This is a genomic window from Streptomyces antnestii, assembly GCF_004005495.1.
Classification (GTDB): Bacteria; Actinomycetota; Actinomycetes; order Streptomycetales; family Streptomycetaceae; genus Streptomyces; species Streptomyces antnestii.
Genome location: NZ_RZYA01000026.1, coordinates 83602 through 102311 on the forward strand (window position 1 = coordinate 83602; position 18710 = coordinate 102311).

Genomic DNA, 18710 nt, shown 5'->3' on the forward strand with positions numbered 1-18710 from the left:
GCGCAGGGTTTCCCGAATGGGGGCGTGCGGACGTATTCGGCGGCGCAAGGATGTTCGCCCGTAGCGGAGGGAAGGGGGGTGTGCCGCATGGAGTGTCACTCCTGGCGGGTAAGACATCCCTAGTGAAGAGGGGCGACACGTGGGTTTCGGGCCTCTTGCGTTCGCCATCGGCGTACTGATGGTGGGGGTAACTGCCTGGCCTGCGGGAACATCGTCTCGCACCATCGGTGTTGGAGCAGTTGTCGGCGTTCGGCGCAGGAGAACCTCCGAGATGGGGTCCGGGTGTCGGCAGTTGGAATGAGCGGTCCCCGCTTGCGGGACTAAGCTGCGGAAGGACAGGGAGGGGAGCGTCCCCTTACTGCCTGACCGCTCTGAGGAGCGATTAACGATGTTCGAGAGGTTCACCGACCGCGCGCGGCGGGTTGTCGTCCTGGCTCAGGAAGAAGCCCGGATGCTCAACCACAACTACATCGGCACCGAGCACATCCTCCTGGGCCTGATCCACGAGGGTGAGGGTGTCGCCGCTAAGGCCCTGGAGAGCCTCGGGATTTCGCTCGAGGCGGTCCGCCAGCAGGTGGAGGAGATCATCGGCCAGGGCCAGCAGGCCCCGTCCGGGCACATTCCCTTCACCCCCCGTGCCAAGAAGGTCCTGGAGCTGTCGCTCCGCGAGGCTCTTCAGCTGGGTCACAACTACATCGGCACGGAGCACATCCTGCTCGGCCTGATCCGTGAGGGCGAGGGCGTCGCCGCCCAGGTCCTGGTCAAGCTGGGCGCCGATCTCAACCGGGTGCGGCAGCAGGTCATCCAGCTGCTCTCCGGCTACCAGGGCAAGGAGACCGCCGCAGCCGGTGGTCCTGCCGAGGGCACGCCCTCCACGTCCCTGGTCCTCGACCAGTTCGGCCGGAACCTCACGCAGGCCGCCCGTGAATCCAAGCTCGACCCGGTCATCGGGCGCGAGAAGGAGATCGAGCGGGTCATGCAGGTGCTGTCCCGCCGCACGAAGAACAACCCGGTCCTCATCGGCGAGCCCGGCGTCGGCAAGACCGCCGTCGTCGAGGGCCTGGCGCAGGCCATCGTCAAGGGCGAGGTGCCCGAGACCCTCAAGGACAAGCACCTCTACACCCTCGACCTCGGCGCGCTGGTCGCCGGCTCCCGCTACCGCGGTGACTTCGAAGAGCGCCTGAAGAAGGTCCTCAAGGAGATCCGCACCCGCGGCGACATCATCCTGTTCATCGACGAGCTGCACACGCTGGTCGGTGCGGGTGCCGCCGAGGGCGCCATCGACGCCGCTTCGATCCTGAAGCCCATGCTGGCCCGCGGTGAGCTCCAGACCATCGGTGCGACCACGCTCGACGAGTACCGCAAGCACCTGGAGAAGGACGCCGCGCTCGAGCGCCGCTTCCAGCCGATCCAGGTCGCGGAGCCGTCGCTGCCGCACACGATCGAGATCCTCAAGGGTCTGCGCGACCGGTACGAGGCCCACCACCGCGTCTCCATCACGGACGAGGCCCTCGTCCAGGCGGCGACGCTGGCCGACCGGTACATCTCGGACCGCTTCCTGCCGGACAAGGCGATCGACCTGATCGACGAGGCCGGTTCCCGGATGCGCATCCGCCGGATGACCGCGCCGCCGGACCTCCGCGAGTTCGACGAGAAGATCGCGGGCGTGCGCCGCGACAAGGAGTCGGCCATCGACTCCCAGGACTTCGAGAAGGCAGCTTCGCTCCGCGACAAGGAGAAGCAGCTGCTCGCCGCGAAGGCCAAGCGCGAGAAGGAGTGGAAGGCCGGCGACATGGACGTCGTCGCCGAGGTCGACGGCGAGCTGATCGCCGAGGTCCTCGCGACCGCGACCGGCATTCCCGTCTTCAAGCTGACCGAGGAGGAGTCCTCGCGTCTGCTGCGCATGGAGGACGAGCTCCACAAGCGCGTCATCGGCCAGAAGGACGCCGTCAAGGCGCTCTCGAAGGCGATCCGCCGTACGCGCGCCGGTCTGAAGGACCCGAAGCGCCCCGGTGGCTCGTTCATCTTCGCGGGCCCGTCCGGTGTCGGTAAGACCGAGCTGTCCAAGGCGCTCGCCGAGTTCCTCTTCGGTGACGAGGACGCGCTGATCTCCCTCGACATGTCGGAGTTCAGCGAGAAGCACACGGTCTCGCGTCTCTTCGGTTCGCCCCCCGGTTACGTGGGCTACGAAGAGGGCGGCCAGCTGACGGAGAAGGTGCGGCGCAAGCCGTTCTCGGTGGTTCTCTTCGACGAGGTCGAGAAGGCCCACCCGGACATCTTCAACTCGCTGCTGCAGATCCTGGAGGACGGTCGCCTGACCGACTCCCAGGGCCGCGTCGTGGACTTCAAGAACACGGTCATCATCATGACGACCAACCTTGGAACCCGTGACATCTCGAAGGGCTTCAACCTCGGCTTCGCGGCCCAGGGCGACACGAAGTCCAACTACGAGCGCATGAAGAACAAGGTTTCGGACGAGCTCAAGCAGCACTTCCGCCCCGAGTTCCTCAACCGTGTGGACGACGTCGTCGTCTTCCCGCAGCTGACCCAGGACGACATCCTGCAGATCGTCGACCTGATGATCGGCAAGGTCGACGAGCGCCTCAAGGACCGGGACATGGGCATCGAGCTCAGCCAGTCCGCGAAGGAGCTGCTGGCCAAGAAGGGTTACGACCCGGTGCTCGGCGCGCGTCCGCTGCGTCGCACGATCCAGCGCGAGGTCGAGGACTCGCTCTCCGAGAAGATCCTCTTCGGCGAGCTGCGTCCGGGCCACATCGTGGTCGTCGACACGGAGGGCGAGGGTGACGCCAAGACGTTCACCTTCCGCGGCGAGGAGAAGTCCACGCTGCCGGACGTCCCGCCGATCGAGCAGGCGGCCGGCGGTGCCGGTCCGAATCTGAGCAAGGAGGCGTAACCCTTCGGGGTGCGCCAGTGAAAGGGGCTGCCCGGGACTTCGGTCCCGGGCAGCCCCTTTTTCGCGTTCAGCTCTCCCGTCGGTGGACGGTGACTTCGGCCTGGGGGAAGAGTTCGGCGTACACCTGGTCGGGGGCGAGAGCGTGCGCGGGGCCGTGGACGTGGACGGTGTGTGCGGACGGGACGGCCGGTGCGAGGCCGGGGACGTCCTCGGTGCCCGTCCTCAGGTACAGATTGAGGACGCGGACCCCCGGCAGTTCGGTGGGCGGTCCGTGCGGGGACAGCAGCGCACTGCTCAGATACAGGTCGGTGAGGGAGGGGTGGGTGGCGATCGCCTCCCAGTCGCGTGGGCCGAGCGGGGGCAGCCCGTAGGACAGGTTCAGCCTGCTCAGGTGCGGGAATTCGGCAAGGCCGGTGAGACCTGTCGTGCCGGTGGCGCCGTCACCGAAGATGAGCTGTTCGAGCGGGGCCCCGACCGGCAGAGCCTCGGCGAGCGAGTCTCCGGGGATCGGCTGGACGACGCTGAGCGAGGCGAGGCTGGTCACCCGGCTCAGGCCGGCAAGCGCCGGCAGCGACGGCAGTCGGATCAGGGACAGATGGTGCAGCCGCATCGAAGAGAGCGGCGCGAGGTCACGGACCTCGGAGCAGTACATCAGCGCCAGGAACTTCAGCGCCGGCAGAGCCTGCAGCTCCCGCAGGTCCGTCAGGTACGGGTTGCCGCGCAGCGTCAGGTCCCGCGTGGTCGCCGGGTCCAGGGCGTCCATGAACGTGTCGAGCGGATACGCCCCGTCGAGCTCGAGCCGCGCCCACGGCGCCATCGTCCGAAGCGTCCGCACCTGTTCCTCGCTGCGCACCGTCAGGTCGAGATGGTCCCGCCCCACGTGGGCAAGCACCTCGTCCGCGTACTCCTGGGCGTCGAACCTTCGCCAGGTGCCGACGAGCTGTCGCCGTACGTCCAGTGACGCGTGGGCGCGATAGCGCTTCAGGACCGGCAGGGAGCCCTCGTGGCCGATGAGGGAGGCCGTGGTCACGACCGCGTGGGCCTCGTCGTCGGTGAGGCCCACGGGGCCGGGGAGGAGTTCGAGGACGAACGGGCCCGCCTGCGCGAGCTGTGCCGCCTCCTGCTGGGTCCGGGGCGGGACCAGGGCCGCGGCGCGCTGCCTGACCTCTTCGAGGACCTCCTGTTCGACGGCGGACGCGTCCTGGAGGCTCGCCAGTGCGAGCAGCGTCATCCGTGGGCTGTCCGCGGCGAGCAGGCCCCGTAGCAGGGTCGTCCGCTCGCGGGTGCGGGCGTGCGCCACCGCCATGCGCACGACGTCCTCCCACTGTGTGTCGCCGGCGTGGCCGAGCAGGACGTCGAGGTGGCCCTCCTCGACCGCGTAGCGCGCCGCCAGGTGGTCCAGAAATGTGCGGTGTGCGAAGTCCACGACCTGTGGGGCGGGGCTGCGCAGGACGCCGCTGCGCAGCAGGAGGTGGCGCAGGATCGTGGGTGCGTCGCCCTGCCGCGCGGCGTCGGGGACGGACGGCAGTGCCCTTTCGAGCAGGGTGAGTGCGGTCGACTCGTCCATCTCGGAGCGGCCCGCGAGGACCAAGGAGTAGGCGAGGCGCTGGAGGAGTTCGGTCTGGTCCTCGGTGTCGAGTTCGATCCCGTCGAGCCCGCCCATGCGGCGCTGACGGTCGCGCTCGGTGAGGATCATCTGGAGCGCGGCGTCGTACAGAGCCTTGCGGCGCGGCGGCAGATAGCCGCGCCGCGCGCGATGGAGGGCGCAGATCAGTCCGCACATCAGGGGGTTGGTCGCGAGCTGTGAGAGATCCGGCTTGGTGCGCAGGGCGTCCATGAGCGGTTCCTCGTGCTCCGGCGCGTCGGCCGCCTTGTGCCAGCGGCGGACGAACGCGTCGACCGTGCGACGCTCCATGGGCGCGAGGGTCAGCTCGGCGAACCCGTCGCCGGCCAGCCAGTGGGGGCGTACGGCGGTGGGGCGGGCGGTGAGCAGCCAGCGGTTGCCGGGGAAGGCGCGGACGAGACCGAGCAGCCAGTCGCGCACGCGGGGGCGGTCGGCGGAGGGAACCTCGTCCAGGCCGTCGACCATGACGAGGCCACGCCCCGCGGTCAGGACGCGCTCGGCCCAGCCGTCGGGAGGGGTGTGTGGGCAGTCGGCGCCGGTCAGGAAGGCGGCGGGGGAGGGGAGCCCCGAGGCGCGGATCAGGGTGCGCAGCGGCAGCACGTACGGGATGCGGTCCGTGGTGGTGATCGCCAGCCACTGGATGAGGGTGGTCTTGCCGGAGCCCGCCTCGCCGCGCAGCAGGACCCGGTCGTGGCCGTCGAACGCGTCCCGGGCGTCCACCCGGACGGTCGTGGTCTCCTGCGGTCCGGCCGCTTCGCCGACCGCGCTGTCGGGGCGGGCGTCGCGCGTGGCTTCGAGGCTGAGGTAGGCGACGTCGAGCGGCCATACGTCGGGGGAGTCGTGCAGGTCGAGGCCGAAGATGGTCACGCGGTTGTGTCGCTGGGCGAGGTGGGCGCGGTAGCGGACCTCGAAGGCGGTGTCCTGCGCGTCGCGCGGCGGTGTACGGGCGATCAGCGCGTCGACCTTGGCGATCAGCTCGGCCTGGGCCCGGCTCTGCTCGACCAGGGTGCGGGCCACGAACGTGGAGCGCTGGGTGAAGAAGTGCAGGATGTGCAGGCACGCCCACGCGGTGACCGAGTCGAGGAAGTAGGCGGCGTCGGCGGTGAGGCCGGGCGCGGGGGCCTCCCGGCGCAGGGCGCGGGCCAGCTCCCGGTGGCCGAGGCGCACCGCCTGGACGTCGTCCATGTCCAGGTCACCGAGGGCGAGGAGGCGGCGGGCGAGCGTGGTGGTGACCAGGAGCTGCTCGTCGGCGGGGAAGGGGGGCTCGCCCGGGGAGTCCAGGGCTTCGCGGACAAGGCGCTCGGCCAGGCGCTCGACGTCCTTCTCGCCCAGGGTCCGCTTCTCGCCCCGGAAGCTGACGAGGCCGGAGAGGCGTACGGGCCGGTCCACGAGGCCGGCGCCGGGACCGTCCCGGGTGACGAGCTGCTTCACCAGGGGTGAGAGAACGCTCGACGCGAGGCGTGTTCCGAGGACTGCGGGATCCATCTGACGTTCCCCCCGATGGCCATGATCCGGACCTGTCAGCGTAGCCCCGGTCACATTCCCGGGGCTCTGGATCTTGCCTGCCGGTGACATGACGCACAGGCGTTTTGTCCGGTACTAGGCGAAATAGTGGAGGGGTTGCGGGGGTGGAGGCTTGTTACGTCATCGATGGGTTCTGGTGAAATGTCCGATTCTTGGATCGGTGGGGTGAGAGTCCGATGGAGGCCGGGGCGCAAGGGCGCGAAGTGGGTCTAAACCTCGGATCGAGGAGCAAAAGCGACAGATCGCAGGGGTGATCCGTGGGCGTCAAGACGTTGAAGGTGTGACCTTTTCGTACGACTTTAGGTAGTAGGTGGGGCCTTTGAGGCGAGATGGGCGTTCGGGTTACCAATGAATGGCCAGCCCGGCACGAGGCGAATGCGTGCCGGGCGGATTCACGCCCGTCAACCCGGAGGTAACCCCGAATGTCGAAGCGCACCATGACCCTCTCCGCCGGCTCGTCCCAGCTCCGTAAGCGAGCGGCCGTCGTGACCGTCGCCCTCGGAGCCACGACGCTGCTGGGGGCCGGGGCCGCGGTCGCCGCCGAAGGCACTCAGGGGGCCGCCGCGCTGCCGCACGTGGCCGCCGCCTCCGTCCAGGCGCAGGCCAAGGCCGCCGACCAGGCGAAGCAGCACGCCACGCAGGTCAAGAAGGCCGCCGCGAAGAAGGCCGCGAGCTGGATAGACCCGGTCAAGACCTACAAGCTGTCCGCGGGCTTCGGCCTCGGCGGCAACATGTGGGCGCACAAGCACTCCGGCCAGGACTTCGCCGTGCCGCAGGGCACGAACGTCATGGCCGCCCACAGCGGCACCGTCGTCAAGGCCGGCGGCAACGGCGCCGGTGACGGTCCGGCGTACGGCAACGCCATCGTCATCAAGCACAGCAACGGCAAGTACTCGCAGTACGCGCACCTGTCCCGCATCGACGTGCGCGTCGGCCAGAAGGTGTCCACCGGTCAGCACATCGCGCGCTCCGGCAACACCGGCAACTCCAGCGGCCCGCACCTGCACTTCGAGATCCGTACGACCCCGAACTACGGCTCGGCGATCAATCCGGTCGCCTTCCTGCACTCGGTGGGCGTCAAGGTCTGACCGTAGTACGAGAGCTCAGTCGGCCCTGTGGGCCTGAGTGATGAGATCGGTGGCGACCTCGAGGATGGCCTTGCGCTTCTCCTCGGGGTCGCCTTCGACGTCTTTCAGGACGAACAGACCCGCGTGCATCGAGAAGATCGCGCTGAAGCAGCGGACCCGCTCGGTCATCGTCGCGTCCGGCGGCAGCAGCTGGTCGAGGAGCGTCGTCATACGGTCCTTGAACATCTCGCCGATGCTCAGCTCACGCATGGTCGCCTGGTTCTCCTGCATGAAGCGGAAGAGCGGCGCCGCGCCGGCGAGCGCCAGGCTGTAGCGCTCGATGAGCTGCTGCTTGGTGTCCAGGGTGGAGGGCTGCTCCCGGCCCCACTCGATCAGCTCGTCGATGGGCTTCGTCAGGTCCTCGAAGAGGCTGACGACGATGTCTTCCTTGGTCTTGAAGTGGTAGTAGAGCGCCGCCTTGGTCACGTCCAGCTGCTCGGCGATCTCCCGCAGTGAGGTCTTCTCGTAGCCCTGCTCGGCGAACAGTTCCAGCGCCACGTCCTGGATGCGCTGCCGCGTGTTCCCGCGGCGCTGCTTGCTGCTGCCCATCGTGTGGCTGCTCCTTCGTGCTGGTCGCGGGGCCCGGAGGGGGACCGGGAAGGGGGCCGGGAAAAACTTACTTGACGCCCGGCTAGTTAGCGCTCTATCTTCCCTCAGTGTAGTCAGCTTGCCGGGCGGCAAGTAAGTAGCCGCCGGCGGCGGATGCAGGTGGATGACCGGGGAGTGGGGAACGTGATGGCGGAGACGGGAACAGCGGTGGTGGACAGCGGAGGGGGCGGCCGCGAGGGTGGCCCCGAGGGCGGTAAGCAGCCGCGGCAGCGCAGCGTGCGCGTCGTCCTGATGGCATTGATGATCGCGATGCTGCTCGCGATGCTCGACAACATGATCGTCGGCACCGCGATGCCCACGATCGTCGGCGACCTGGGCGGCCTCGAGCACCTCTCGTGGGTCGTGACCGGATACACGCTCGCGACCGCCGCCTCCACCCCTATCTGGGGCAAGGTCGGCGACATGTACGGCAGGAAGGGCGCCTTCCTGACCTCGATCGTGATCTTCCTGATCGGCTCCGGGCTCAGCGGCATGGCCGACGGCATGACGCAGCTCATCGCGTTCCGCGCGATCCAGGGCCTCGGCGCCGGTGGCCTGATGGTCGGCGTCATGGCGATCATCGGTGACCTGATCCCGCCCCGGGAACGCGGCAAGTACCAGGGCATGATGGCCGGCGTCATGGCGCTCGCCATGATCGGCGGACCGCTCGTCGGCGGAGTCATCACCGACAACTGGGGCTGGCGCTGGTCCTTCTACATCAACCTGCCGCTCGGCGTCGTCGCCCTCGTCATGGTGAGCACCGTCCTGCACCTGCCGAAGAAGCGGTCGAAGGGCAAGATCGACTACCTCGGCACCGCGCTGCTCACCGTCGGCATCACGTCGATCGTGCTCGTGACGACCTGGGGCGGCTCGCAGTACGCCTGGGGCTCCGCCGTGATCATGGAGCTCATCGGCATCGGGGTCGCCGCGCTCGTCGGCTTCGTCTTCGTCCAGACGAAGGCGGCCGAGCCGATCATGCCGCTGCACATCTTCCGCAGCCGCAACTTCACCGTGATGTCCCTCATCGGCTTCATCACCGGCTTCGTGATGTTCGGCGCGGTGCTCTTCCTGCCGCTCTACCAGCAGTCCGTGCAGGGCGCGGACGCGACCAACTCCGGGCTGCTGCTCCTGCCGATGCTGCTCTCGATGATGGTCGTCTCGCTGGTCGCGGGCCGGGTCACCACCAACACCGGCAAGTACAAGGTGTTCCCGCTGGTCGGCACCGTGCTGATGATCGCCGGGCTCTTCCTGCTCGCGCAGATGGACACGGAGACGACGCGGGTCACCTCCGGCCTGTACATGGCCGTGCTCGGCGCGGGCATGGGCTGCCTGATGCAGATCACGATGCTGGTCGCGCAGAACAGTGTCGAGATGAAGGACATGGGCGTCGCCTCGTCCTCCACGACCCTGTTCCGTACGCTCGGCTCCTCCTTCGGCGTCGCGATCATGGGCGCGCTCTTCAACCACCGCGTCCAGGACGTGATGGCCGAGCGGGCCGGGGCGTTGGGGGGCAAGATCACGGAGCAGTCCGCGCAGCTGGATGCCGCGAGCCTGGCCAAGCTGCCGGGTGTGGTCCGCGATGCGTATGAGCACGCTGTGTCGGCCGGTACGCACTCGGCGTTCCTGTTGGGTTCGGCGGTTGCGGTGGCGGCGCTGGTTGCGGCGTTCTTTGTGAAGGAGGTGCCGTTGCGGGGGGCCGGTCCGGCCGAGGGGGGCGCTGGGTCCGCCAAGGGGGGTTCTGGGCAGGCCAAGGGGGCGGCGAGCTCGTCGGAGGACGGGGCGGTGTCCGACGGGGCTGGTGGTGACGTGAAGGCCGTCGATATGGCCAAGACTGTGTGAGCGGGGCCGTTTCGGTTCTGCGGCTTCGGAAGACCTCTGGTGCGGGTGGCTGCGCCGGGGGTCTTCGTCGTTTCTGGGGCCGGTGTCCGGGAGCCGTATCGGGGGGCTCTGGGCAGGGGGTTTCTTTCCCCAGGCCCGCCCCTTCCCGAAACCGGGGCTCCGCCCCGGACCCCGCTCCTCAAGCGCCGGAGGGGCTGAGTGGTGGGCCCGGACCGGGGTGAATGGTGGGCCTCGGACCGGCTGAATCGTGGGCCCCGGACCGGGCTGAACGATGAGCCTCGGGCCGGGCGAATGGTGGGCCCCGGACCGGACTGAATCGTGGCCCCCGGACCGGGGTGAATCGTGGGACCCCGAGTTCGCCCGCCGCGTCAGCGGCGGCGTCTCCTGGAGGGGGCCCGGTTCAGTCCGGCAGGCGCAGGATCGGGAAGCTGCCTGTGTTCGTCGGGGCGTGTTCCGGGAGCCAGAGGACAGCCACCGCGCCCTCCGCCGGGGTGTCCGCGGGGGTGCCCGGTGGGCGCACGTTGCGGAAGGTGAGGCGGGCGCCGAGTACCCGTGCCTGGCCCGCCGCGATCGTCAGGCCGAGGCCGTGCCCGTGGCCCGCGCGGTCCGCCGCGCCCGTGCGGAAGCGGCTCGGGCCCTCGTCGAGCAGTTCCTCCGGGAAGCCGGGGCCGTGGTCGCGTACGCGTACCACCCGGCCCTCGACGCTGACCTCGACCGGGGGCCGGCCGTGCTTCGCCGCGTTGGCGAGGAGGTTGAAGAGGATGCGTTCGAGGCGGCGCGGGTCGGTGGTGACCTCCGACTCGTGCACCACGTTCACCTGTACGTCCGTGTGGCGGGCGCCGACCCGCCGCGTCACGAACTCGCCGAGCAGGATGTCCTGGAGTTCGGCCCGCTCGGCCGCGCTGTCCAGGCGCGCCACTTCGAGTACGTCCTCGACGAGCGTGCGCATCGCCTGCGCCCGGTCCCTGACGAGTTCGCTCGGGCGCCCCGGCGGCAGCAGTTCGGCCGCGGTGAGCAGCCCGGTCACCGGCGTACGCAGCTCGTGCGCGATGTCCGCGGTGACGCGGCGCTCCGCTTCGAGGCGCTGCTTGAGGGCGTCGGCCATCGCGTCCACGGCCTGCGCGAGATCGTCGGTCTCGTCGCGTACGACGCCGCCGATGGCGTCCCCGACCCGGACGTCGGTGCGGCCCTGCGCGACCTCCCTGGCCGCGGACGCCGCCTTGCGCAGCCGCCGGGAGACCTGGCCGCCGATCAGCACACCGAGGGCGCACCCACCGAGGACGACCGAGATCGAGCCGATGATCAGCGCCTGGTCGAGGTCCTTCATGACGGTGGCGCTGCGGTCGGTGAAGCGGGTGTGCACGGACAACAGGCGCCCGTCGCCCAGCGGGACGGCCGCCCATATGTCGGGTACGCCGCCGGGCTGCTCGGAGATGAAGGTGGCGCGCCGCCCGGCCATCGCCTTCTTGCGCAGGTCCGGCGGTATGCCGGGGTCGTCGACCTTGAAGCCGACGGGGAGGCCGCGCCCGGTGGCCTCGTACTGGCGGGCCACGAACTGGATGCGTTCGTCCTGCACGTCGCGCGCGTTGTCCAGCATCGAGACGCGGGCCGCGTTGTGCACGACGAGGCTCAGGGCGACGGCGACGAGCGCCCCGACCACGGCGATCGCGACGCTGATCTTCCAGCGCACCCCGGTGTGCAGCACCGGGAGCAGCCGTCGCAGGGGCGGCGTCGGCCGCCCGAGCCGGGCGCGTACGGTCGCGGCGGCCCCCTTCATATCCCGATCCCGTCCCTCGTACGAGCACGACAGCGATCCACGCGGCCGGCAACGGGGCCGGGCGCGTGAACGGTTCTTCGGACTTCCCGCTCCGACACGTGCCGTCAGGCCCTGAGCTTGTAGCCGAAGCCGCGGACCGTCTCGATCCGGTCCTGGCCGATCTTCGTGCGCAGCCGCTGCACATGGACGTCGACGACGCGGGTGTCCCCGCCCCAGCCGTAGTCCCACACGCGCTCCAGGAGCTTGTCGCGGGAGAGGACCGTGCCCGGGGCGGACGAGAACTCCAGGAGCAGCCGCATCTCCGTCGGCGTCAGCGCGACCGGGGCGCCGTCCTTGCGGACCTCCATGCCCTCGGTGTCGATCTCCAGATCGCCGAACCGCAGCACGCCGCCCGCCGCCTCCGACTCCTCCTGGGCCGCCGCGGCCGCACCCGACGCCGACCCGCTCGCATGCCCGAACCGCCGCAGGACCGCCCGGATCCGGGCCACGAGGACGGCCCCGTCGAACGGCTTCGTCACATAGTCGTCGGCGCCCGCCTCCAGGCCGAGGACCACGTCGATCGAGTCCGCCCGCGCCGACAGCATGATCACGGGGACGGTGGACTCGTCCCGGATACGGCGGCACAGGCTCACGCCGTCCAGGCCCGGCACCATCACGTCGAGCAGCGCGATGTCGGGCCGGTCGGCGCGGAACGCCTCCAGGCCCGACAGGCCGTCCGGCATGGCCGTGACCACGAAGCCGTCCCGCTCGAGGGCGAGCTGGGTGGCCTCGCGGATGACGTCGTCGTCCTCGACGAACAGGACGTGGGTGTGCTCTGCCATCCGAATCCGCTGCTCCTGGTAGGTCGGGTGGGTGGGGTGAGTGGGGTAGGTCAGGTGGGCGTGGCGCTCAGTTGTCGGACGGGGCGGGGGTGCCCCCGTTCACCGCGTTGCTGTAGTCGCTGTGTGTCCGGGCCTTCTCGGCGAACCGGCCCGAGGTCCAGCGGTACGTCAGGACGTCCTCGCCCGACGGATAGGACACCGAGTCGCCCTTCTCGTACACCTGCTTGGTGACGACCAGGTCGCCCCGGTCTATCTCCGCGTACACCGGAGGCTCCTCGGCCTTGAAGACGTTCGTGTACCTGCCGCCCTCGTCCCGGTACACGTAGCTGCCGATGCTGACGGCGTCTCCGCAGGTCATCACGTTGACCACCACGTCGTTCGTCGTGTTGCCCGTGAGATTCCCGTAGCTCACGTCGACCGGGTACTCCTTGCCCACGCACGGCTTCAGGTCCCGCTTGACCTCCGGGCTCACGGCCGGGTCGTCCTTGACGAGCCTGACCGCGTTCACCTTCTTGGGCGCGGGCGTGGAGGAGGCGGACGACTCCGCCTTCGGGGCGGCCGAGCCCACCGGGTCGGTGCGGGCCGGCCCCTCGTCGCGGGCGCCGGTGCCGCCGGCCGAGCAGGCCGTGAGGACGCCGAGGAAAAGGCCGACGGCGGCGAGCGCGGCCACCGCCGTACTCCCCGCCCTCAGGACCCGACCGGCACGTATGCCTAGGCCGCGCAACGCTCCGTCTCCTCCCGGTCGAGCGCGCGGTGACCGGACTCGTGGCGGCTGCGGCTCTCCAGCTCCTCGCGGAGCCGGGCCAGCGCCCGGTGCAGCGTGCTCTTCACGGTTCCGGCCGACATGCCGAGGGCGGCGGCCGTCTCCTCTGTGGACATCTGCTCCCAGTGTCGCAGCACCACGACACTGCGCTGCTTGGGAGCCAGCACCTTCATGACGTCCATGAGGAGCGCGCGGTCGGCGTGCTGCTCGGTCGAGTCCTCGATACTCGCGTCGGGCAGCTGCTCGGTGGGCACCTCTTCGAGCTTGCGGGCGCGCCACCACTCCGTACGCGTATTGATCATGACGCGGCGCAGATAGGCGTCGGCCAGGCGCTTGTCCGCTATTCCGTCCCAGCGGCCGAACGTCCGCACGAGCGCGGTCTGCAGCAGGTCCTGCGCGTCGACGGGGTCCGGCACGAGGCGCCGGGCACTGCGCAGCAGGGCGTCCTGCCGGGTGCGGACGTACTCCTCGAACTCGAGCACCTCGCCGTGCGCCATGCCAACCGCCTCCCGTTCGCGACCTGTTCGCGCTGTCCCGTCCGTCACCTGAGGGTGATCGGTACACGGAAGAAGCTACGGAGGCGTTGTCACGGGGTTGTCCGCTTCAGCCTGCGGAGGGCGCACGGCTGTCCGTCGGTTGTGTAACAGCCGTAAGGAGTGGGTAAACAGATACGTCCGTCAGTGCCCGGCAGAGTCCGTCAGTGCCAGTCAGGGTCCTGCGGTGCCCGTCAGCGTGTGCCGGCTCACGTGTGCCGGCACACGTGTGTCAGCTCAGCGGGAGCCGGTAGAAACCGTCCGGAAGCGGCTCCACGAGACCGTCCGCGACCAGCCCGTCCAGGGCACGTGCCCGCTGCACCGGCTCGTCCCACACACGGTCGAGCGCCGCCTGCGGCACCGGCGTGACGGCCTCCCGCAGCACGGCGAGCAGCTTCCCGCGGACCTGCCGGTCCGTGCCCGCGTACGTCTGCCCGCGGCGCGGCGGACCCGTGTGTTCGGGCTTGCCCGCGTTGCGCCACGCGCACTGCGCGGCGATCGGGCAGCGGTGGCAACTCTCGTTCTTCGCCGTGCAGATGAGGGCGCCGAGCTCCATGGAGGCGGCCGCCCAGCGCGACGCCGTGGCCTCCTCCTCGGGCAGCAGCGCGCGGGCGAGCTTGCGCTCGGCCGCGGTCGTCGCGTTCGGCGGGTACCGCACCCCGCTCACCACGCGCGCGAACACCCGCCGCACGTTCGTGTCGAGGACGGCGTGCCGCTGCCCGTACGCGAACGACGCGACGGCCGCGGCTGTGTACTCGCCGATGCCGGGCAGCGCGAGCAGCTGGGCGTGGCCGGAGGGTACGTCGCCGCCGTGCCGCTCCGTTATGGCGACGGCGGCGCCGTGCAGCCGCAGCGCGCGGCGCGGATAGCCGAGCCTGCCCCAGGCGCGCACGGCCTCGCCGGGCGCCTCCTCGGCCAGATCGGCGGGACGCGGCCACCGCGCGAGCCACTGCTCGTACACGGGGAGGACGCGGTTGACCGGGGTCTGCTGGAGCATGAACTCGCTGACCATCACACCCCAGGGGCCCGCGTCGGGGCGCCGCCACGGCAGGTCGCGGGCGTTCTCGGCGAACCAGTCGATGACGGGGGCGTGGAGGGACTCGGTGCTGGTCTTCAAGGGCGCAGTCATGGCAGGACGATCCTGCCACGGGGAGCGGGTACGGCGCGGGTACGGGGTGCCGCGCAAACGGGTTGGCTCGGCCTCGCCGCCTTGACGCCCACCCTGACGATCGGCAGGGGCGGCGGCCCGCACACCGCTTGTACCTTCGGAGAAGTGAGACCTCCACGCCGTGGCAGGGGACCCCTGCTCTGGGCCGTCCTGGCCGTCCCCGTCCTCGCCGTCGACCGGCTCGGGCTGCACGAGCGGAGCCCGCTGTGGGCCCAGCTCGCCGGCCTCGCCGTCCTGGCCGCCGCGACCACGCTGCACCGCACCTGGCCCGCGACGGCGTTCCTGCTCGCCGCCGCGCCCGGCCTCGTGGCCTCCCCGTCCCTCTTCACGCTGTCGTACGGCTGCGCGCTGGCGGTCTTCGCCTTCCTGCTGGGCCTGCGCGGCACCGCGACCGGCGTCGCGCTGCTCTCGTTCGCGGCGGTCGCGGCGGCGGGCACCGCCAAGATCGCGGTACGGCAGGTCGATCCGGCCGCGGAGTGGCTCGTCCTCATGGGCACGTTGCTGTTCGGGGCCGTCTTCCCCTGGCTGATCGGCCGCTACTGGCGCCAGAGCGGGGAGCTGACCGCCGCCGGCTGGGCCCGCGCCGAGCAGCTCGAACGCGAGCACAGGATCGTCGCCGACCGGGTCCGGCTGCGGGAGCGCGCCAGGATCGCCCAGGACATGCACGACTCGCTGGGCCACGAACTGAGCCTCATCGCGCTGCGCGCCGGTGCCCTCCAGGTCGCGCCGGGCCTGAGCCACCCGCACCGCACGGCGGCCGCCGAACTGCGCGCGGCCGCGTCGGACGCGACGGACCGTCTGCACGGCATCATCGGACTGCTGCGCGAGGACGACGAACCGGCGCCGCTGGCCCCGCCGGGCGAGAGCGTCGCCGCCCTGGTGGAGCGGGCCGCCGACTCGGGCCTCCCGGTGACCCTCGTTCCCGCCGCGCCGCGCACGGCCGGTCCCGAGGACGCCGATGCCGCCACTCGCACCGCGTACCGGGTGGTCCAGGAAGCCCTCACCAACGCCGCCAAGCACGCCCCCGGCGCCCCCGTCACCGTCGAGCACGCGCGCGACGACCGCGGGACGACCGTCGAGATCACCAACGGCCGCCCCCTGCACCGCCCCGGCCCGGCCGGCAGCGGTACGGGCCTCATCGGCCTGCGGGCCGGCGTCACGGCGCTCGGCGGCACCTTCGCGGCCGGACCGCACGAGGAGGGCTTCCGCGTGACGGCCCGGCTCCCCGCCCCGCACACACCCGCCGACGAGCCCGTCCCCGGCGCCCTCTTCACGTCGGCGCGACGCCACGCAAACCGCCGGGTGGGGGTGGCGTTCGGGGCGGCGGCGGCCGTGAGCGCGGTCCTGATCGGCGGGGCGTTCGCCTGGTACGCGTATACGAAGACGCACGCGGTGCTGACGCCGGCCGCGTACACGAGCCTGCGGGTCGGGGCGTCGCTCCAGGACGTCGTCCTGCCGGACCGCACGATCAGCGACCCGCCGACGGACCGCGCCCCGACCCCGCCGCCCCCGGCGACGGACTGCCGCTACTACCGGGCGAGCGGCGAACTCTTCGTCCCCGTGGAGCACTTCAGGCTCTGCTTCACGCGGGACGGACGGCACGAACTGGTCGACAAGACTGTGATCCCGAGGGCGGGCACCGCCGACCAGGTGCACGAGGAGGAAGAACAATGGGCGCGATGATCCGCGTACTGCTGGCCGACGACGAGGCCATGATCCGGGCGGGCGTCAGTGCCATCCTCGCCGCGGGCGGCGACTTCGAGGTGGTCGCGGAGGCGGCGGACGGCCGTGACGCCGTGAGCCTCGCCCACGCCCACCGCCCCGACGTGGCGCTCCTCGACATCCGGATGCCGCGCCTGGACGGCCTGGCCGCGGCCGAGGAGATCGTCCGGGGCGTGCCGGGCACGGCGGTCGCCATGCTGACGACGTTCTCCGAGGACGCGTACGTCGCCCGCGCCCTGGCCGGCGGGGCCACCGGCTTCCTCCTGAAGTCCGGTGACCCCCATGAACTGATGGCGGGCGTCAGGGCCGTGGCGGACGGCGCGGCATTCCTGTCTCCGAAAGTCGCACGCCATGTCATCGACGGCTTCGGGGCGCAGCGCCTCGGCCGCGAGGCCGCCGCCCGCGCCCGTGTGGCCACCCTCACACCACGCGAACGCGAGGTGCTCGGCCTGGTCGGCGCGGGCCTGTCCAACCCGGAGATCGCCCACCGCCTGCACCTGGTCGAAGGCACGGTGAAGGCCTACGTCAGCGCGGTCCTCGACCGTCTGGAGGTCCGCAACCGTGTGCAGGCGGCGATCGTGGCGTACGAGGCGGGCCTGGTCTGACCGGGCCTGGTCCGACCGGGCCTGGTCTGATCAGCGCCGGTTGGCGTGCCGCGGAGCGCCGACCACCGGCATCTCACCGGCACTCGGCCCGGCGAACCACCGCACGGCCCCGTTCCCGGACCCGCGCATCGAGACGGCGACCCGGGTACCGCCCGCCGTCAGCAGCCGCACGACGAGGAACGAGACGAGCGCGCCGAGCACCAGACCCACGGCCACGTCGTGCGGGTAGTGCACGCCGACGAAGACGCGGGAGAACGCCATGAGGAGCGCGATCGGAACGGTGAGCCAGCCGATCGCGGGCCAGGCGAGCGCGAGACCGACGGCGGCGGAGGCCGCGATCGTGGCGTGATTGCTCGGGAAGGACCAGTCGCCGTGCGGCGGACAGGCGACGAGAGACGTCAGGGCGCCGGAGACGGCCCGGCAGGGACGCTCCTCGTCGATGCCGGACTTGACCAGCTCGCTGCACACATAGGCCACACCGGTGGCCAGCGGGGCGAGCACCGCGACCGCGAGGGCCCGCGGGTCACCGCGCCGGGCCCGCCACCAGGCGACCACGAAGAGTGCGGCGAAGAGCAGAAGGCCCAGCTCGGTGAACGCTTCCATGAGGTGCTGGAACCACGACGGGGTGTCGTGGGCGAAGCGTGTGATGTCGCGATAGAGATCGGAGTCCATGGTTCCCATCTCACGGACAGTACGTAATACCCGGCCGCTGTCACATCCCGCGATGGTCGCGTCCCCCACCTGACGATCGACAGGGGTCCTCCCTGCGCACCGGCTGGGCGTGCGCGCCGGGCCGCCCGGGACTATGATCCGCAAAACTCGCGCCCGAGGCGGCGGGTGGGGGCGGGAGAACCGGCGGATCTCTCGTACAGTTTGCGCCGTGGGATCTCTGCGCAATCCGATCGGGCCGCTTCCCTCCACCATTTACTGGCGCCGGAGGGCCGTTCTGCTGTCCACGATGGCGCTGCTCGCGCTGCTGATCGTATGGGCCGTCAACTCCGGTGGCGGAGGCAGCAAGAACAGCGCCGGTGGGTCGAACGGCAAGGACAGCGCGCCCTCTTCCATCACGCCCGGCCCCTCGGGATCCGGCCCCGCGATCAGTGAACACCCCGGCGGCCGCGACGAGTCGGGCGGCGGCAGTGGTGGCGGCGGTGCCTCTGACGGGTCCGACGGGGGCAACGGCGACGGCTCCGGCTCGGGCCAGGGCGGCGGCGCCGGGACCGAGGACGGCGCGAAGGGCGGCGGCGGCGCGGGCTCCCGGCTCCCCGTCGGCTCCAGCCTCCCGGACTGCACCGCGGGCGGTGTGACCCTGACGCTGCGCAGCGTCCACAACACCTACGCGCCGGACGAGAAGCCGAAGTTCGAGCTGACGGCCAAGAACACGACGGCCAAGGACTGCAAGGTCGATCTGGGCCCGAAGAACGCGGTCCTGACGATCACTCAGGCGGACAGCGACACCCAGATCTGGTCCTCCGAGGACTGCCCCAAGACCCCCGGCAGCCTGCTGCTGCGCGTACCGGCCGGAGGCCACACCACGCACACGGTGGAATGGAACCGCAACGCGAGCGCCGCCCAGTGCGCGACGCCGACCGCGGGCCCGGCGACACCCGGCACGTACCTGGTGGAGGTCAAGGCGGCCCAACTCCCGAAGGTCCAGACGTCGTTCGTCCTGTCGAAGGACTGAGCGCCGAAGGACTGAGCGTCG

14 protein-coding genes are annotated in these 18710 nt (G+C 70.8%); 6 read left to right on the forward strand and 8 right to left on the reverse strand.

Features of this window, described 5'->3' with window-relative positions:
• Window positions 1-388: 388 nt before the first annotated feature.
• Window positions 389-2914 (forward strand): ATP-dependent Clp protease ATP-binding subunit, encoded by a 2526-nt coding sequence (locus EOT10_RS35985; protein WP_127832593.1) that lies wholly within the window; start codon window positions 389-391, stop codon window positions 2912-2914.
• A gap of 67 nt (window positions 2915-2981) precedes the next feature.
• Here the strand turns inward: EOT10_RS35985 and EOT10_RS35990 are convergent, their stop codons facing one another.
• Window positions 2982-6023 carry an NACHT domain-containing protein gene (locus EOT10_RS35990; RefSeq protein WP_127832594.1) on the reverse strand — a complete coding sequence of 1014 codons (3042 nt, stop codon included), beginning with the start codon at window positions 6021-6023 and terminating at the stop codon, window positions 2982-2984.
• A 461-nt stretch (window positions 6024-6484) separates the two neighbouring features.
• Here EOT10_RS35990 and EOT10_RS35995 point away from each other — a divergent pair, with 461 nt between their 5' ends.
• Complete coding sequence (locus EOT10_RS35995) at window positions 6485-7150, forward strand: M23 family metallopeptidase (RefSeq protein WP_127832595.1); 666 nt, start codon at window positions 6485-6487, stop codon at window positions 7148-7150.
• Window positions 7151-7165: 15 nt separating this feature from the next.
• Here the strand turns inward: EOT10_RS35995 and EOT10_RS36000 are convergent, their stop codons facing one another.
• The gene (locus tag EOT10_RS36000; protein ID WP_127832596.1) at window positions 7166-7738 is read right to left on the reverse strand and encodes a TetR/AcrR family transcriptional regulator; all 573 of its coding nucleotides are present in this window, start codon (window positions 7736-7738) and stop codon (window positions 7166-7168) included.
• A 186-nt stretch (window positions 7739-7924) separates the two neighbouring features.
• Here EOT10_RS36000 and EOT10_RS36005 point away from each other — a divergent pair, with 186 nt between their 5' ends.
• The gene (locus EOT10_RS36005; RefSeq protein WP_127832597.1) at window positions 7925-9616 is read left to right on the forward strand and encodes an MDR family MFS transporter; all 1692 of its coding nucleotides are present in this window, start codon (window positions 7925-7927) and stop codon (window positions 9614-9616) included.
• Between the two features lie 400 nt (window positions 9617-10016).
• Here the strand turns inward: EOT10_RS36005 and cseC are convergent, their stop codons facing one another.
• The 5 genes from cseC to EOT10_RS36035 all read right to left on the reverse strand — a co-directional run bounded on the left by cseC (window position 10017) and on the right by EOT10_RS36035 (window position 14639).
• Window positions 10017-11609: a two-component system sensor histidine kinase CseC gene (gene cseC / locus EOT10_RS36015; RefSeq protein ID WP_431313362.1), complete on the reverse strand. Its 1593-nt coding sequence runs from the start codon at window positions 11607-11609 to the stop codon at window positions 10017-10019.
• Complete coding sequence (gene cseB, locus EOT10_RS36020; protein ID WP_127832600.1) at window positions 11498-12214, reverse strand: two-component system response regulator CseB; 717 nt, start codon at window positions 12212-12214, stop codon at window positions 11498-11500. Before cseB ends, cseC begins: the two co-directional genes overlap by 112 nt.
• Window positions 12215-12281: 67 nt before the next feature.
• Window positions 12282-12938 (reverse strand): hypothetical protein, encoded by a 657-nt coding sequence (locus EOT10_RS36025; RefSeq protein WP_127832601.1) that lies wholly within the window; start codon window positions 12936-12938, stop codon window positions 12282-12284.
• Entirely contained in the window at window positions 12926-13474 is a 549-nt protein-coding gene (locus EOT10_RS36030; RefSeq protein WP_127832602.1) for a SigE family RNA polymerase sigma factor, read from the reverse strand. The genes EOT10_RS36025 and EOT10_RS36030 overlap by 13 nt, the downstream gene beginning before the upstream one ends.
• A 268-nt stretch (window positions 13475-13742) precedes the next feature.
• On the reverse strand, window positions 13743-14639 hold the full coding sequence (locus EOT10_RS36035) for an HhH-GPD family protein (RefSeq protein ID WP_223281402.1): 897 nt from the start codon (window positions 14637-14639) through the stop codon (window positions 13743-13745).
• 144 nt (window positions 14640-14783) lie between these two features.
• Here EOT10_RS36035 and EOT10_RS36040 point away from each other — a divergent pair, with 144 nt between their 5' ends.
• Together EOT10_RS36040 and EOT10_RS36045 are read left to right on the forward strand one after the other, a co-directional pair.
• Window positions 14784-16361 carry a sensor histidine kinase gene (locus EOT10_RS36040; protein ID WP_127832604.1) on the forward strand — a complete coding sequence of 526 codons (1578 nt, stop codon included), beginning with the start codon at window positions 14784-14786 and terminating at the stop codon, window positions 16359-16361.
• Complete coding sequence (locus EOT10_RS36045; RefSeq protein WP_127832605.1) at window positions 16358-17005, forward strand: response regulator transcription factor; 648 nt, start codon at window positions 16358-16360, stop codon at window positions 17003-17005. The genes EOT10_RS36040 and EOT10_RS36045 overlap by 4 nt, the downstream gene beginning before the upstream one ends.
• Window positions 17006-17035: 30 nt before the next feature.
• On the opposite strand, the gene EOT10_RS36050 is transcribed toward EOT10_RS36045, so the two are convergent.
• On the reverse strand, window positions 17036-17686 hold the full coding sequence (locus EOT10_RS36050; RefSeq protein WP_127832606.1) for a phosphatase PAP2 family protein: 651 nt from the start codon (window positions 17684-17686) through the stop codon (window positions 17036-17038).
• A gap of 199 nt (window positions 17687-17885) precedes the next feature.
• Here EOT10_RS36050 and EOT10_RS36055 point away from each other — a divergent pair, with 199 nt between their 5' ends.
• On the forward strand, window positions 17886-18689 hold the full coding sequence (locus tag EOT10_RS36055) for a hypothetical protein (RefSeq protein ID WP_127832607.1): 804 nt from the start codon (window positions 17886-17888) through the stop codon (window positions 18687-18689).
• Window positions 18690-18710: the final 21 nt, after the last annotated feature.